Here is a 13,579-nt window from a genome sequence, read left to right as displayed (position 1 = left end):
TTCTCGTATTTTAAAATTTATGCGGTTTGTTTTTGCTGTGTTTGAGTGTGAGGGGGCGAGCTTTGACAGCGATACTGCTGTACTGGGTGGTCTGCGGACAGTCGGTCACCTTGAGCGAATAATTTGTGGCGTAAACTACCTGTTTGATAGGCAGTTTTATAACGGCCACGCTCTTGTAACTCTGGGATGACCCAACGAATAAAGTCTTGATGTGACTCAGGAGCAACGGTTCGTGTAAGGTTAAAGCCATCTACACCAGTTTCATCTAAGAGCTGGATGAGTTTTTCTGCTACAGTTTTTCCGCTCCCGACTATTAGCGGGTAGCGTCCTCCCAGTACATGCTGGGCTTTTAAATCTGCTCGGGTAACTTTTTGCTCTTTAAATTTGTTATTGACCGAGGCAATGCTATTGGTTTGTTTATAGGGAATCGCTTCATCATCTGTGAACTGAGCCAAATCTATTCCGACTGAACTTGAAAAATGCGCCAAACCTGCTTCTGGACTGGCATAGCGAATATATTCGGCGAGTTTTTCTTGAGCCAACTCATCCGTTTCTGCCGTCACGACACTAATACCGACAAAGAGTTTAATAGCTTGCTCATTGCGCCCATGGCTTAATGCAAGCGCACGAATTTTATCGACTTGCTGTTTCAGTTTTTCAGGCGTGTCAGCACCAATAAACATGGCTTCAGCATGTTGGGTTGCAAAGGCTAAGCCTTTGCTTGAGGCACCCGCTTGATAAAGCACAGGTGTACGTTGAATAGATGGGGAAACCTGAAAAACGCCCTGACTTTGGAAAAATTTGCCTTGATGCTGGATGGCATGAACTTTTGAAGGGTCAGTAAAGACACGGTTTAACTTATCTTTTTGTATGGCATCGTCTTCCCAAGAACCTTCCCAAAATTTATAGCAAAGTTCGAGAAACTCTTCGGCTTGTTCATAGCGCAAGTCGTGATCTTTTAAACCTTTTTGACCAATTAACCGTTCTGCGCTGTCTAAGTAGCCGGTGACTATGTTCCAACCAATACGACCGTGGGTTAAATGGTCGAGGCTTGCAAAGCGCCGTGCAAATTGGTAAGGCGACTCATAGCTCAGATTCACAGTGACACCAAAACCTAAGTGCTGTGTAACGGCGGCCATAGCAGAAACGAGTGTACTAGGGTCATGGCTTGGAAGCTGAATCGACTCTTTTAGGGTTAAATCCAGACCATTTTGATAAACGTCGTAGACACCCGTAATGTCGGCGATAAATAAACCATCAAATAAACCTAGCTCTAAAGTTTGCGCCAAATCGATCCAATAGCTGAGCTGATTAAAACGATGCGACTCATCGCGTGGGTGTGTCCACAAACCGTGATTGATATGACCTACGCTATTCATATCAAAGGCATTCAGGATGATTTGCTTCGACTTGTTCTTTTGAGATGATGGTGTCATTACAATGTCCCTCTGCGTGGCGGAAGCACACCATTAAGGAGATAATTGGCAATGAAGTAATATTTCCAACGTGACGCATCATGTAGCGTGTGAACACGTGCATTACGCCAAAAGCGGCCTAGGCCATCTTCACGTTGACTACCACGACTGCCTGCCAGTTCAATCAATTTCGAAGCTGCTTTTAATGCGGTTTCTGTGCTGTGTGCACGAACTTTCGCTACATCCAGTGATGCTTTAGCAATGTTATCAGCGGTTGGATTAGGACGTGCTGCGTCAATGGAGCGTGCCGCTTGTTTGAGTAAAACTTCACTGGCACGTACATCGGCAACCACTCGTCCCAGTTCAAACTGTGTTAAAGGATCATCGGTTGCCTGTTCAACAGCAGAGTCAATCCATGGACGAGCCTGACGTACACGAACCAGTGTTTCCTCAAAAGCAGCACGTGCAATGCCCGTTTCAATCGCTGCATGCATAATTTGAGCAAAAGGCCCCACCAGAGTCGGTCTGGAAAATGCTGTATCGAAAGGAACAATATCTTCTGCACCTACAGCGACATGATTAAATTTGACTGTACCGCTACCTGTGGTACGTTGACCAAAACCTGACCAATCATCAATCAGTTCTAGTCCTGAGCTATTCCGTGGGATGAAAACTAGAAACTCTTTGTCATCGGCATCTTTGACTAAGGTCGGTATGCGGTCTGCAAACAGGCTGCCCGTGCAATAAAACTTTTCACCATTGACCTCATAGCCTTGTTCCGTTTGGCTCAGTGCAGTTTGTTTTTGTGTTGCATTTTTAGTTTTAAACTCAGCCAAGGCATTACCAAAGCGAGCGCCTTTGAGCACTTCTGCATAGAGTTTACGCTTTTGTTGTTCAGTACCGTTGTTACGTAAAACCTCTAAGGCATAGAAATGGTTCTGTGGAATTTGTCCAATCGAACCATCCACACCACTCATTAGCGCAATAATTTGCGCGACAGTATAACTGGAAACATCGGCCCCCCCGAATTCCGTCGGTACAGTAATGGCCCAGAGCCCAGATTGGCTATAGGCTTCAATTTCCTCAAAAGGCAAAATTCTTTCAGCATCACGTTGGATAGCCTGCTGTTTAAACTGCTCAGCCAAATTTTTGGCAATTTCTAAGGCTTCAGCATCGCTTTGAATAATATGTGCGTACGCCGTGTCTTGGGATTGAAGAGGAAGAATGGGTTGAAATGAAGTCATGAAGCTCTCCTTAAATCCAAGCGTGGCGGGCAGGGAAAGTGTTATTTAAATAGTAGTTACCCAGTGCATGCAGCTTCCAGCGGATCGGGTCGTGTAAGGTATGTACGCGTGCATTGCGCCAATGTTGATCTAAGTTATGTTGGCTTAGGCTCGAACGACTCCCACCAAGCTCTAGGAGTTTTTCAGAAATTTGTAGTGCAGCATCATTGGCATAGACCTTGGCTTCGGCGACTAAAATGGAGGCTTGAGCTGCTTGTTCCGCACTGACAACGCTCAGTTGGTCAAGTTCATCTAAATATTCGGCAGCTTCGTCGAGCAGTAGGATAGCGGCATCCAGCAGCACTGCAGATTTGCCGACTTCTTGTAAGGTGTAATGTTCAAAACTGGCTTTCTCAACCTGCGCATCGACAATCGGTCGGGCTTTTTTAACCGCTGACAATGTGTCTTCAAACGCAGCTTCTGCAATACCCACATCAATCGCGACTTGCATTAGCTGAGAGAAGGCACCGCGATAAGTAACGTCCTCAGCTAGTTTCCGCTCATCAAAGATAAGGAGTGGATCGACTTCAACCCGTTGTAATTTTACTGTGCCACTTGAGGTTGTACGCTGACCAAAACCGTTCCAGTTATCAATGACTTCGACACCTTGTGCTGTGACATCAACAAGCGTCAGTACCACATAACCTTCAGGGTGAATGGCTTTAATGGCTAACCAATGGGCAAAGCTACTGCCTGTAGAATAGAACTTTTCACCATCGACATAGTAACGACCATTTTCAATGCTTAATGTCGTATTTAATGTTTTAGTGTCTTTGGTATTTCGTTCGGGGCCACCATTGGCAAGGCGTTTGCCGTTTAATATTTCATTAAAAATAAACTGTTTTTGTTGTTCGCTACCTAAAATATCAATCATATTGAGTAGCGCAATTTGGTTTTGTGGAATTTGACCGACACTTGAGTCGGCTTTATTAATAATGCGAAAAACCTGAGCTAAAGTTTTATTGGAAACAAATGCGCCTCCAAAAGCTTGAGGAATACGAATACCGCCTAAGCCTTTTTGGCTAAATAACTCGACTTCAGCAAAAGGAAGTTGACGGTTCTGATCACGTTGATCCCGACCTTCTAAGGCAAAGTCAGCGACATGATAGGCTGCATTAATCGCATCCTGATCATTTTGTATCACGTGAATATTTTTAGAGAGTGTATGAGACATAAAAGCACCTTTACTTAATGCCTATACGCTACTTGGGAATGCTTGAATGATTAAATGAAGGATTTTGAATTACTTAGCAGCTAAAAAGTTAAAAATAAAATATGCTAAGTTTAATCATTTGATGAATATTATAAGTATCTGAAAAATATAAAATATGTATTTTAGCTGTGGTCTAAGCAAGGTCGTTAAATTTTTACTTATTCATATTTGAGATATTGTAGAGAAAAAAATGTATAAATTTGATAAAGGCTGTTGAACATTTGCTGGGCAGTTTTGGGTAAAAAGTACATTGTAAATCTTAAATACAGTGACTAAAGTATCCAACTGAAATAGATGGCTTTGCTAAAAAGCCAAAATAGAAAAATAAGTGTGGAGCATTTATGAGAACTTTATACCAGTTTCCTTTATCTCATTTTTGTGAGAAAGCTCGCTGGTTGCTCGATCATAAAGAGCTAGATTTTGTCGCGCAAAATGTAGTGCCTGGGGTTCATCGGGCGTTTGCGCAGTTAAAGACAGGGCAGAATAAATTGCCTATTTTACGTGATCAAGACAAATGGGTCGCAGATACCACCGAGATTGCGTTATATCTGGATGAGCGTTATCCAGAACATCGACTGTTACGTAGCGAAGCACAGCTTCGTAAAGAGGCTTTAGATGTTAATGCTCTAGCCAATGATTTAGGGCTACACGTTCGCCGTTGGGGGTTGGCACATGCTTTATCCGATAATGACCAATCTCTACAAATTATGTTGGGCGAAAAGGGCTATTTACGTAAATTTGAAAAATACACCAAACCTCTGATTAAAACTTTGATGTCGAAAGGTTATGAACTCAATGCCGACAAAGTTGAGCATTCGAAAGTTGAAATGCAGCGTTTAATTGAGGTCTTGAATGAAAAGTTAATTGCTAATCATGGGCGTTACTTTGTGGGAGATCGTTTAGGTTTGGCGGATATTGCTGTGTGTTCAATGTTAGCCCCTGTGCTTGAAATTAAAGGAACTCCTTGGGAAAAAGACCATGAGGATAGCCTATCTGAAGAATTCAGTGCCTATAAAACCTATTTAAGCAATTTACCTTTGGGGCAGTATGTTTTAAGAGTCTATCAAACCGAGCGCAATGCTCGAGTCGACTGGCGCGGCATTTAGGATCAGCTGTAGTCAAATAGGCAAAGGCGGACGTTATACCTCAAGCCTTTGTCTGCTATTTAAAGAAAATGATGTAGGATGTTGAATTGAAAGTTTCTCAGTCTATTTGTAGTTTTTATAAAAAATTATAGCAATTGTTTGCCTAAATGATTGATATATTTTTATGAATTTGAAAATAAATGAAAAAATATGCAAATAAGTTTTATCTTTCATCTGAAAAGCTTAATATGAAATAAACAGCTATAAACATGATGCATTATGAGAGTTAAAAAATGGAATTAGACCGTTTTGATAAGCAAATTTTAGAAATTTTAAGTAATGAAGATATCAATCTAAACGAATTATCAGAGCGTATTAATTTATCGGTCAGTTCGGTGCATCGTCGTATTAAGCATCTGATTGATAATGCGATTATGACTAAAGTTAAGCGAGATATTAACTATCAAAAACTCGGGTTTAGTCTACATGTTTTACTCCAAGTATCTTTGAGTAAACATGATACCGACACTTTTTCCAAGTTCTTGGAAGAGTTGGAAAGCATTCCTGAAGTGACCAATGCCTTTTTAGTGACAGGGCAGTCAGCAGATTTTATTGTTGAAGTTGTGGCAAGAGATATGGAAAATTACAGTGATATTTTACTCAAACGCATTGGTAAAATTGAGCATGTGGTGGCACTTCATTCAAGCTTTGTGATTAAAGAATATAATGTATTTAACTGTAGCGGTTTGTTGAGTAAGGTTTAGCGTATGCTGAAGTTCTATGCAGCTACTGAGTATCAAGCATCTTGCCATCAAAAATTTGTATACTATCAGCGACAACTTTTAGCTCTCATACCCAAAGCACAGATTGAACATATTGGTTCATCTGCCATTCCTCATGCAGTTTCTAAAGGTGATTTGGATATTTATGTGGCTGTTGATGCTGTAGATTTTGACTCAGCCATCGCTAGTATTTCCAGTTTAGGTTTTGTTGAAAAGCTTGATACTTTAAGAACGCATGAACTGTGTATGCTAGAGTCGCTACAGCAGGATGATGTTGCTATTCAATTGGTTGTGAAAAACTCTCAGTGGCAAAGTTTTTTGATCTTTCGTGATCGTTTGTTGAAAAATCAGAATTTAGTCATGGCTTATAATCAATTAAAACACGATAGCCAGCATTTAAGCATGGATAAATATCGTTGCAAAAAAGCAAAATTTATTGAAAGTGTATTAAATCAGACATAAATAATGCGCTCCCAAAGTTATGTTTGAGCGCGCATTTTGATTAAGCAAAGATTAGGCGTCTAATTCTGCCAACACGGCATCAGAGAACTCAACGTTGGTATAAACGTTTTGTACATCATCTAAATCTTCCAGCATATCAATCATTTTCATGATCTTTTTCGCTTGGTCGATATCAGAAATTTCAGCTTTTGTTGAAGGGCTCATGACCACTTCAGCATTATCAGATTTTAAGCCAGCAGCAGTTAAAGCATCTTGCACATCACCAAAAGATTCGGGTGTAGTAATGACTAAGATTTCATCTTCATCCACTTCGATATCTTCGGCACCTGCTTCAAGGGCTACGTCCATGATTTGATCTTCTAAAGACACATCTTCAAAAGTGATCTCACCACGCTTTGTGAATAAGAAAGCAACTGAACCATTTGTGCCTAAGTTACCATCTGTTTTTGAGAAACAGTGACGCACATCTGGTACAGTACGGTTTAAGTTGTCAGTCATGGTTTCTACAATAACTGCAACACCACCAACGCCATAACCTTCGTAAGTAATTTCTTTTAAATCGTCGTTATCTTCACCACCAACACCACGTTGGATTGCACGGTTAATGACGTCACGTGTCATATTCACAGAAAGTGCTTTTTCTACAACCGCACGGAGACGTGGGTTGCTTGCAGCATCACCACCGCCAAGCTTTGCAGCAGTTGTTAATTCACGAATAAATTTGGTAAAAAGTTTACCACGGCTAGCATCTTGTTTTGCTTTACGATGCTTAATATTGGCCCACTTGGAATGACCCGCCATGCGAAATATGCTCCTTGTAGATTGGCTTTGTGCCTATCAAATTGTGCAAATTCTACCATAAGCACTTTTTTATGCGAAAGTAGGTGTTTTTCTGAAATGAGTCAGATTAAACAAAAAATAAATAAAATTGTTTGAAATAAAGCCAGTTATTTCAAATTTAGATTGTGAAGCAATTCATTTCAAAAATGAGCCCTTAGAAAGAATTAATTTAGACCTAAAAGAGAGGGGCTATTCACATTCTTTTAGGTCATTTAGATGAGCTTATTTGGGATCATTTCTAGGTTCGGGAATTTCAATATCTAAACCAACATGTTCTTTATAAAGTGCTTTAATGAGGGCCAAATCATGATCTAACTCTGTGGGATAGATTTTTCCAAAAATACCCCCTTGTTTGGTTTGCGAATTCGCATACATGAGTACAATAGGGACATTTGCGGCTTTTGCAATATGCCAGAAGCCTGTACGAATCGGTTTACGTGCTTCGCCTGTTTTTGCACGGGTTGCTTCTGGTGCAATCACCAAGTTGAATTTTTCATGTTGAGAAAAGTGTTCAACCATTTGCGACACGATGTCTTTATTTGACTTACGGTCAACTGCAATACCACCAATCGCCTCGAGTAGTGGCTTGATTGGCCCCTTGAATAATTCTTTTTTAATCAGGGTATGGATTTTCATATCGTAGATTTGAAAAATGGCCAGTGATAAAACAGCATCGAGCATAGAGGTATGCTCAAATCCAATGATGACTTGCTTATCTTCTAAAACATTTGGTTCCACATGGTATTTCCAGCCTGCGAGCTTAAATGCAGACTCGCCAATCAGTTTCTTTAACATGAGCATAAATATACAAGTGTTTTTTAAAGTGGCTAATGTCTGCTTGTTTGGCGTTTGAGTCAAGCCCTAACTTAATTCTAATCAGACATTAGAGGTCAGATTTTTCCATTAGTAGGCTAAATAATTATGATAAAAAAGTATGTAATAAGTCTTGATAGATATTTATTAATAGAAAATAAGTATAATTTTTTTAAAAATACTACTATTCATAATCGAAATGAAAGATTAGACTTTGGTCTAAGAAAAGAGTGTGAACTTTCATACTTTAACTTTGGTGTAACAAAGTTCAGGATTGTTAAAATGACTTATCTTTCGACTTTTTTATGGGCATTTGTCCTTTTCGGTTTGGTTGTTCTGTGGTCGGTTGTTGAATTTTTCATTGAGTCTCGTAAGAAAAAGGAAATCAGTATTTAGTGGTAATAATGTATAAATGCACTGATTTTTGATGCTAGCTATAAATAGCTTGATTGACTTAAAAATTTAATTTTCAAACATCTATAATCGTTAATAGCTCTTATTCTAAATGAGATACTTTGTTAGAGCATCATGTTTGGATGCTTAAAATTTATACTTGCTAGTCATATATAGTGTGTTGGATGTTATGTTCACAGTTATTCAATGCTTAATTTAGCCATATTTTTGTGAGTAGTGAGGCTAAGTGATTATAGTATAGGTTTCTGTAGGAGGGTATAGAAACAATCGGGCACGATCAGTCATGATGGCTTGTCTCATATCATTTGAATCTATAGCTGCAAGTTTAGGCAAAGAATTTGTTACAGTTATCATAAAAAATGCCTGAAAATAAGATTTGACAGGAAAATCTAAAGCAAAGATAAATTAGGTCGTGATTCTGAGAATGGTGAAGATTAGAAAGGATTGCTTAAATGAAAATTTCGAATCTTTTTTTAAATAAGCAGAAACGACTAATACTTGAATTCAAAATGTTTATATAAAAATAGCCAATAAAAAAACCACCTAGGATTAATGCACCTAAGTGGTTGTTTTATATGGTGGGCCCACACAGACTTGAACTGTGGACCAACGGATTATGAGTCCGCTGCTCTAACCAACTGAGCTATAGGCCCTAATATCTTGAATTTGTTATATATCAACAAGTTCAAGCGAAATGAATACTAGCGAAGATTTTTTAAAAAACAAGCTTTTTCATACTTGGTTGTACAGTATCCCAACAATTAGAAGATTTGAATATTAATACGTAAGAAATTTAGAAAATGATGAATTTTTCAATGTTGTTGAATTAATTTATGCATCTAGCAAGTGGTGCTACTAAATTGTTTCGGTCAATACATCAAGTGGAACTAAGTATAGACTCCTAATTCTGTGCAAATGCAGATTATATAGGCTCTGACCCGCAATAACTAGCAATAGAAAGGATATAGGGGGCTTTGGCCAAAATCTAATGCACTCAGCCAAAAGGCTCTACTTTCATAATTTTAGACCTTATTTTTTTAGCGGGTGAGAAGTACAGGGTCCTCAATGTTATAACCTGTTTCAAAAGGAATCCCGAGATATTGAACTGTCACCAGTGCTTTTTGTTGATGAGGAACTTTAAAAGTTTGTGAAATGCGCAGCCCATTTTTATAGTCCACCGCCTTGTGTATGGGACTTTTCAAATTGATGTATTTCACTTGATATTGATAGCTAAACTTCGGGATGGAGAGTGTAGGGTCATACCAAGAGGGTTCTTTTGAAGTCTTTTTATTGATGACTTGAATTTTAACCTGCTTGGGCGGAATCGGCGTTAAAGCTTTGAGTCGTTTTTTAATTTTTGCAATGTCACGGTCAAACTTCTGACTGTCTTGATCATAGTCAATTTTTTGAGTTTTTGGATTGATATATAAAGATTTTACTTCAATCAGTTTGGAGGGGGTTTTGCTGTTGAGTTGATAATAATACAATTGTGGCAAACGACCCCGACCATCTAAATAATGTCGCATCACATAAATTTTCTGATCAGTTTGGTCGAGTCCTAAAACTTCAATATTTTGTGGTCCACCTACAGTTGCAAAACTGTGGCTTGAAAAAAATAAGGTACTGAAAAGTAGTGGATGGATTATTCTTATCATCATGAGGCACCTCATATTTTTTTTACTGATGATGTTTCACTTTAGCGGTTACAAAATGTAGAAAAGTTATCTTGAGTATAACGATTTAAGCATTTTGGATACGTTCAATGACCATTTGGGCTACGTTTTTCGTAAGTTGATCAAGTCGCTCGAGCGCAGTTCCTAGCAGCAAATACTGGTAGCTACTTAATGTATTTTGATAATAAATAGCCGTGTAAAAAGTGCCTTCTGGCTTGTCAGGCGTCGCACTTCCTCCAGGTTTCAATAACCCTGTACATGAGACAATGATATCGGCATGATGAAACAGTCGATGACCGTGAATAGCCATAGCTTCAGTGACTTCAATCGACTCTGCTGTATATTGCTGAATCAGTGCTGGATCTATTTTTAAAATTTCACATTTGATACTGGGATCGTAACTGACCAGTCCACCGAGTAAAATGTCTGCGCCACTATGCTTATAAATAGAAAACTGACTGGACAAATAACCAGAACTGGCACTTTCGATAAAGGCAATGGTCAAATTTTTCTGTTCTAGGAGGTTGCAGCATTGTACTAATATTTGCATGTTTTTAACCTCCTGATGTTCATTAGGTTGATCTATTTGGCAGCTTAGTCATAAACACGATACACACCAACAAAACGATTACATGCTTTGTTTTCACTTTTTACAGAAAGAATGGCTTTTTGAAAGTTGAACTGATAATGGCAGTTGTTTTCATTGTCCGTGATGTTTTGTTTCTGATCTGGTGTAGTGTAGGCCAAAAATGAAATGGTTTGAGTCTCTATACGATTATTAGGATTACGGTAGGCGATACCTTCAATCTTAATTTTATCTTTAGACAGTTGATGAACTTGCAAATGTACAGGTTGCTTAGCAATCGTCCCATGTTCAAACTTTAAATAGTGTTGGGTCAAACTTTGATTAAGTGAAGTATAGAAATTCAGATCATCAATTCGAAAGTCCATCTGCTGTTGATAGCAATCTAAGGATTTACATTGTTGTAGACGGTTCAACCATAGCTGCTGGGTATCGACTAATAAACGCTGTGGGGCATCACTGATTAAAAAAGCAGTCATTGATTGCGTGTCTAATTTGTGCCGAATGTCTTTGAATTGATCACCACAGATCTTTTTAAGACCAGACGATGAAGGAGCGTCACAGTCAATGACTTGAGCATAACTAAAGCTGGTACAAAGACAACTTAGACACACTAAAATACTAAATTTTTTCATAAGTTTTATGTCGGTTTTCAACAGCATGATCGCTTATACTTTCACTATGTTGCGCTGCTTGTAACTATAGCGAAAGAGAAAGCGTGAATACAAGATTTCAATCATTTATTTCTTAAAGGAAACTGAGCATGGTTGCACATATTCGAATAGGACAGGGGCTTGATGTACATGCTTTTGAAGAGGGTGAGTTTGTCACGCTGGCTGGGATTCAGATTCCACATACACACGGTTTGAAAGCACATTCAGATGGTGATGTTGTTTTGCATGCTTTAACAGATGCATTATTGGGTGCGTTGGCTTTAGGGGATATTGGTCAACACTTTCCAGATACTGACCCTCGTTTTAAGGGAGCAGACAGTCGTGTATTGCTTAAACATGTCTATCAGCTTATTTTAGACCGTGGCTATCAATTAAATAATGCTGATATTACCGTAGCATGTGAACGTCCGAAGTTAGCAGCGCATAATCTGGCAATGCGGCAAAGTATTGCAGACGTTCTTGATGTCGAAGTTACGCAGATTAGTATCAAAGCAACGACCACAGAGAAACTCGGTTTCACGGGTCGTCAAGAAGGTATTTTATCTACTGCAACAGTGTTGATTTCTCATGCAAAATGATCAGGATTGATCATCGCAAGTTTTAACTCTTGTGTTGCTTTACGGCCTTGAAGTTGTAAAGCAACAGCATGTGCTAAACCTGTCCATGTGTCATTGGGTTCCCAAATTTGATGCATGGCCTCATGGGCTGTCGGCATATCCATATTCATATAATACTGACGATATAAATACATTAAACTGCTGACGCTGTAGTTCTTCGAACAGTGTACCCAAATGGTTTGTTCTTGAACTAAATGATCAATCATATCTAAGATCAATAAACATTGATCATCAGAAGGCATGTCCGACGAAATAGGTACATGTATATAGTTCAGCCCTAAATCTAAGCAAATTTGATCTTCACTGGGCAAATGATTACTGGCATTACTGAGCGCAAGATTGATCACAGTATTTACACCATACTCTTTAATTTGCTTTAACTGTTCTGCAGTTGGTTGTCCAGAAGTCAGTAAATGCTCGTGGATGAATTGAAAATTCAGGGTTTGGCTTAAGTGAGTTTCAATAGCGTTCATAATTTTTTCTTAATCATAGAATGAAAAACGCCATCCGAAGATGGCGTTTTTTAAACTTATCGGTTTGGTAAAACGTCTTTAAGTGCTTCGTGCATCTCTAGTAATACCTTTTCTGTGGTATCCCAGTCAATACAACCATCGGTTACAGACTTACCATATTCGAGGTCGCATAAGTTTTCAGGAATTTCTTGACGTCCACCTTTAAGGTGACTTTCAACCATAATGCCAATAATAGACTTATTACCATCAATGATTTGTTCTGTAATATTTTTCAGAACAAGCGGTTGGAGGAATGGGTCTTTGTTTGAGTTTGCATGACTGGTGTCAATCATGATTTTCGTACTGACTTTAGCTTTAGCCAATGCTGCTTCAGCATCTGCTACAGAACCTGCGTCGTAGTTTGGCTTGCCGTTACCGCCACGAAGCACTACGTGTGCGTATGGGTTACCTGAAGTACGAATTACAGAAACTTGTCCTTGGTTGTTTAGGCCTAAGAAGTGGTGTCCATGTTTAACAGACTGCATTGCATTCGTTGCAACAGTTAAACCACCGTCTGTACCATTTTTGAAACCTACAGGTGAAGATAAACCTGAAGACATTTCACGGTGTGTTTGGCTTTCAGTGGTACGTGCACCAATCGCTGACCAAGAGATTAAGTCTTGATAGTACTGTGGTGAGTTTGGATCAAGTGCCTCAGTTGCACACGGTAAACCTTTTTCATTTAACTCAACCAGAAGCTTACGACCAATTCGTAACCCTTTTTCAATGTTAAATGAGTCATTCATGTCTGGGTCATTAATGAGACCTTTCCAACCCACAGTGGTACGTGGTTTTTCAAAATAAACACGCATAACGATATAAATGGTGTCTTTAATTTTCTCACTTAACGCTTTTAAACGATCTGCATATTCGTGTGCAGCAATTGGGTCATGAATAGAGCATGGGCCAATAACCATAAAAATGCGTTTATCTTTACCATCTAAAATATTGCGTATTGTTTCACGACCGTGAAGTACAGTTTGATATGCAGACTCAGTGAGAGGCAATTCAGTTTTTAATTCCGCAGGTGTTACAAGCGGATGAATGCTTTGTAAGTTCACGTCATCGATATCGTTTTGGGTAATAGAGTTTGACTGTAGAGTATTCATTGCCGTCACTGGTTCGATCGTATTAAGTTGCTTTATGAGCTGAATATAACACGGTTTAGCTGAGAAAAGGTTATAAAAAAGTTGAATGAATCTTTGAAAAAAAG

14 protein-coding genes and 1 tRNA gene are annotated in these 13,579 nt (G+C 39.0%); 4 read left to right on the top strand and 11 right to left on the bottom strand.

All coding sequences use genetic code 11. The features are described 5' to 3' along the window. Positions 1 to 17: 17 nt before the first annotated feature. The 3 genes from ACZ8ZH_RS09950 to ACZ8ZH_RS09940 are packed head-to-tail and all read right to left on the bottom strand — an operon-like array spanning position 18 to position 3,872. Positions 18 to 1,436 carry an LLM class flavin-dependent oxidoreductase gene (locus tag ACZ8ZH_RS09950; protein WP_119063845.1) on the bottom strand — a complete coding sequence of 473 codons (1,419 nt, stop codon included), beginning with the start codon at positions 1,434 to 1,436 and terminating at the stop codon, positions 18 to 20. Beyond that, the gene (locus tag ACZ8ZH_RS09945) at positions 1,436 to 2,659 is read right to left on the bottom strand and encodes an SfnB family sulfur acquisition oxidoreductase (RefSeq protein WP_470247666.1); all 1,224 of its coding nucleotides are present in this window, start codon (positions 2,657 to 2,659) and stop codon (positions 1,436 to 1,438) included. Before ACZ8ZH_RS09945 ends, ACZ8ZH_RS09950 begins: the two co-directional genes overlap by 1 nt. Before the next feature lie 10 nt (positions 2,660 to 2,669). Then, the gene (locus ACZ8ZH_RS09940; protein WP_119063847.1) at positions 2,670 to 3,872 is read right to left on the bottom strand and encodes an SfnB family sulfur acquisition oxidoreductase; all 1,203 of its coding nucleotides are present in this window, start codon (positions 3,870 to 3,872) and stop codon (positions 2,670 to 2,672) included. A 380-nt stretch (positions 3,873 to 4,252) separates the two neighbouring features. On the opposite strand from ACZ8ZH_RS09940, the gene ACZ8ZH_RS09935 reads away from it, so the two are divergent. The 3 genes from ACZ8ZH_RS09935 (at position 4,253) to ACZ8ZH_RS09925 (ending at position 6,240) form a co-directional block, all read left to right on the top strand. Continuing rightward, a complete protein-coding gene (locus ACZ8ZH_RS09935; protein ID WP_086209320.1) occupies positions 4,253 to 5,017 on the top strand; it encodes a glutathione S-transferase family protein in 765 nt (254 codons plus the stop codon). Between the two features lie 272 nt (positions 5,018 to 5,289). After that, positions 5,290 to 5,760 (top strand): Lrp/AsnC family transcriptional regulator, encoded by a 471-nt coding sequence (locus ACZ8ZH_RS09930; protein ID WP_086209319.1) that lies wholly within the window; start codon positions 5,290 to 5,292, stop codon positions 5,758 to 5,760. A gap of 6 nt (positions 5,761 to 5,766) precedes the next feature. Then, complete coding sequence (locus ACZ8ZH_RS09925; protein ID WP_119063926.1) at positions 5,767 to 6,240, top strand: GrpB family protein; 474 nt, start codon at positions 5,767 to 5,769, stop codon at positions 6,238 to 6,240. Positions 6,241 to 6,291: 51 nt separating this feature from the next. Here ACZ8ZH_RS09925 and ACZ8ZH_RS09920 read toward each other — a convergent pair whose 3' ends face one another. The 6 genes from ACZ8ZH_RS09920 to ACZ8ZH_RS09895 form a co-directional block, all read right to left on the bottom strand. Further along, complete coding sequence (locus ACZ8ZH_RS09920; RefSeq protein ID WP_086209318.1) at positions 6,292 to 7,041, bottom strand: YebC/PmpR family DNA-binding transcriptional regulator; 750 nt, start codon at positions 7,039 to 7,041, stop codon at positions 6,292 to 6,294. 261 nt (positions 7,042 to 7,302) lie between these two features. Beyond that, positions 7,303 to 7,875, bottom strand: a complete 573-nt coding sequence (locus ACZ8ZH_RS09915; RefSeq protein WP_086209592.1) for a 1-acyl-sn-glycerol-3-phosphate acyltransferase — start codon at positions 7,873 to 7,875, stop codon at positions 7,303 to 7,305. A 1,008-nt stretch (positions 7,876 to 8,883) separates the two neighbouring features. Next, positions 8,884 to 8,960, bottom strand: a tRNA-Ile gene (locus ACZ8ZH_RS09910). A 384-nt stretch (positions 8,961 to 9,344) separates the two neighbouring features. Next, entirely contained in the window at positions 9,345 to 9,965 is a 621-nt protein-coding gene (locus ACZ8ZH_RS09905) for an aminotransferase (RefSeq protein ID WP_119063898.1), read from the bottom strand. A gap of 82 nt (positions 9,966 to 10,047) precedes the next feature. Then, the gene (locus ACZ8ZH_RS09900; RefSeq protein WP_119063899.1) at positions 10,048 to 10,530 is read right to left on the bottom strand and encodes a CinA family protein; all 483 of its coding nucleotides are present in this window, start codon (positions 10,528 to 10,530) and stop codon (positions 10,048 to 10,050) included. Positions 10,531 to 10,574: 44 nt separating this feature from the next. Further along, the gene (locus tag ACZ8ZH_RS09895) at positions 10,575 to 11,225 is read right to left on the bottom strand and encodes an A1S_1983 family putative colistin resistance protein (protein WP_162900276.1); all 651 of its coding nucleotides are present in this window, start codon (positions 11,223 to 11,225) and stop codon (positions 10,575 to 10,577) included. Positions 11,226 to 11,326: 101 nt separating this feature from the next. Between ACZ8ZH_RS09895 and ispF the strand changes: the two genes are divergently transcribed. Further along, on the top strand, positions 11,327 to 11,815 hold the full coding sequence (ispF, locus tag ACZ8ZH_RS09890) for a 2-C-methyl-D-erythritol 2,4-cyclodiphosphate synthase (protein WP_119063900.1): 489 nt from the start codon (positions 11,327 to 11,329) through the stop codon (positions 11,813 to 11,815). Here ispF and ACZ8ZH_RS09885 read toward each other — a convergent pair. Together ACZ8ZH_RS09885 and ACZ8ZH_RS09880 are read right to left on the bottom strand one after the other, a co-directional pair. Beyond that, positions 11,803 to 12,327 (bottom strand): protein tyrosine phosphatase family protein, encoded by a 525-nt coding sequence (locus ACZ8ZH_RS09885; protein WP_086209253.1) that lies wholly within the window; start codon positions 12,325 to 12,327, stop codon positions 11,803 to 11,805. The genes ispF and ACZ8ZH_RS09885 overlap by 13 nt on opposite strands. Positions 12,328 to 12,383: 56 nt before the next feature. Further along, the gene (locus ACZ8ZH_RS09880; protein ID WP_110974899.1) at positions 12,384 to 13,475 is read right to left on the bottom strand and encodes a 3-deoxy-7-phosphoheptulonate synthase; all 1,092 of its coding nucleotides are present in this window, start codon (positions 13,473 to 13,475) and stop codon (positions 12,384 to 12,386) included. Between the last annotated feature and the right edge of the window lie 104 nt (positions 13,476 to 13,579).

The sequence above is a fragment of the Acinetobacter sp. SW-226 genome (genome assembly GCF_055632855.1).
This window is presented reverse-complemented; position numbering and strand designations above follow the sequence as displayed.

What these genes read in the sequence shown, in the direction of transcription:
- ACZ8ZH_RS09880 (WP_110974899.1), bottom strand. Translation starts at nt 13,475, where the DNA reads ATGAATACTCTACAGTCAAACTCTATTACCCAAAACGATATCGATGAC.
- ACZ8ZH_RS09885 (WP_086209253.1), bottom strand. Translation starts at nt 12,327, where the DNA reads ATGAACGCTATTGAAACTCACTTAAGCCAAACCCTGAATTTTCAATTC.
- ACZ8ZH_RS09905 (WP_119063898.1), bottom strand. Translation starts at nt 9,965, where the DNA reads ATGATGATAAGAATAATCCATCCACTACTTTTCAGTACCTTATTTTTT.
- ACZ8ZH_RS09900 (WP_119063899.1), bottom strand. Translation starts at nt 10,530, where the DNA reads ATGCAAATATTAGTACAATGCTGCAACCTCCTAGAACAGAAAAATTTG.
- ACZ8ZH_RS09915 (WP_086209592.1), bottom strand. Translation starts at nt 7,875, where the DNA reads ATGTTAAAGAAACTGATTGGCGAGTCTGCATTTAAGCTCGCAGGCTGG.
- ACZ8ZH_RS09895 (WP_162900276.1), bottom strand. Translation starts at nt 11,225, where the DNA reads ATGCTGTTGAAAACCGACATAAAACTTATGAAAAAATTTAGTATTTTA.
- ispF (WP_119063900.1), top strand. Translation starts at nt 11,327, where the DNA reads ATGGTTGCACATATTCGAATAGGACAGGGGCTTGATGTACATGCTTTT.
- ACZ8ZH_RS09930 (WP_086209319.1), top strand. Translation starts at nt 5,290, where the DNA reads ATGGAATTAGACCGTTTTGATAAGCAAATTTTAGAAATTTTAAGTAAT.
- ACZ8ZH_RS09920 (WP_086209318.1), bottom strand. Translation starts at nt 7,041, where the DNA reads ATGGCGGGTCATTCCAAGTGGGCCAATATTAAGCATCGTAAAGCAAAA.
- ACZ8ZH_RS09945 (WP_470247666.1), bottom strand. Translation starts at nt 2,659, where the DNA reads ATGACTTCATTTCAACCCATTCTTCCTCTTCAATCCCAAGACACGGCG.
- ACZ8ZH_RS09935 (WP_086209320.1), top strand. Translation starts at nt 4,253, where the DNA reads ATGAGAACTTTATACCAGTTTCCTTTATCTCATTTTTGTGAGAAAGCT.
- ACZ8ZH_RS09940 (WP_119063847.1), bottom strand. Translation starts at nt 3,872, where the DNA reads ATGTCTCATACACTCTCTAAAAATATTCACGTGATACAAAATGATCAG.
- ACZ8ZH_RS09950 (WP_119063845.1), bottom strand. Translation starts at nt 1,436, where the DNA reads ATGACACCATCATCTCAAAAGAACAAGTCGAAGCAAATCATCCTGAAT.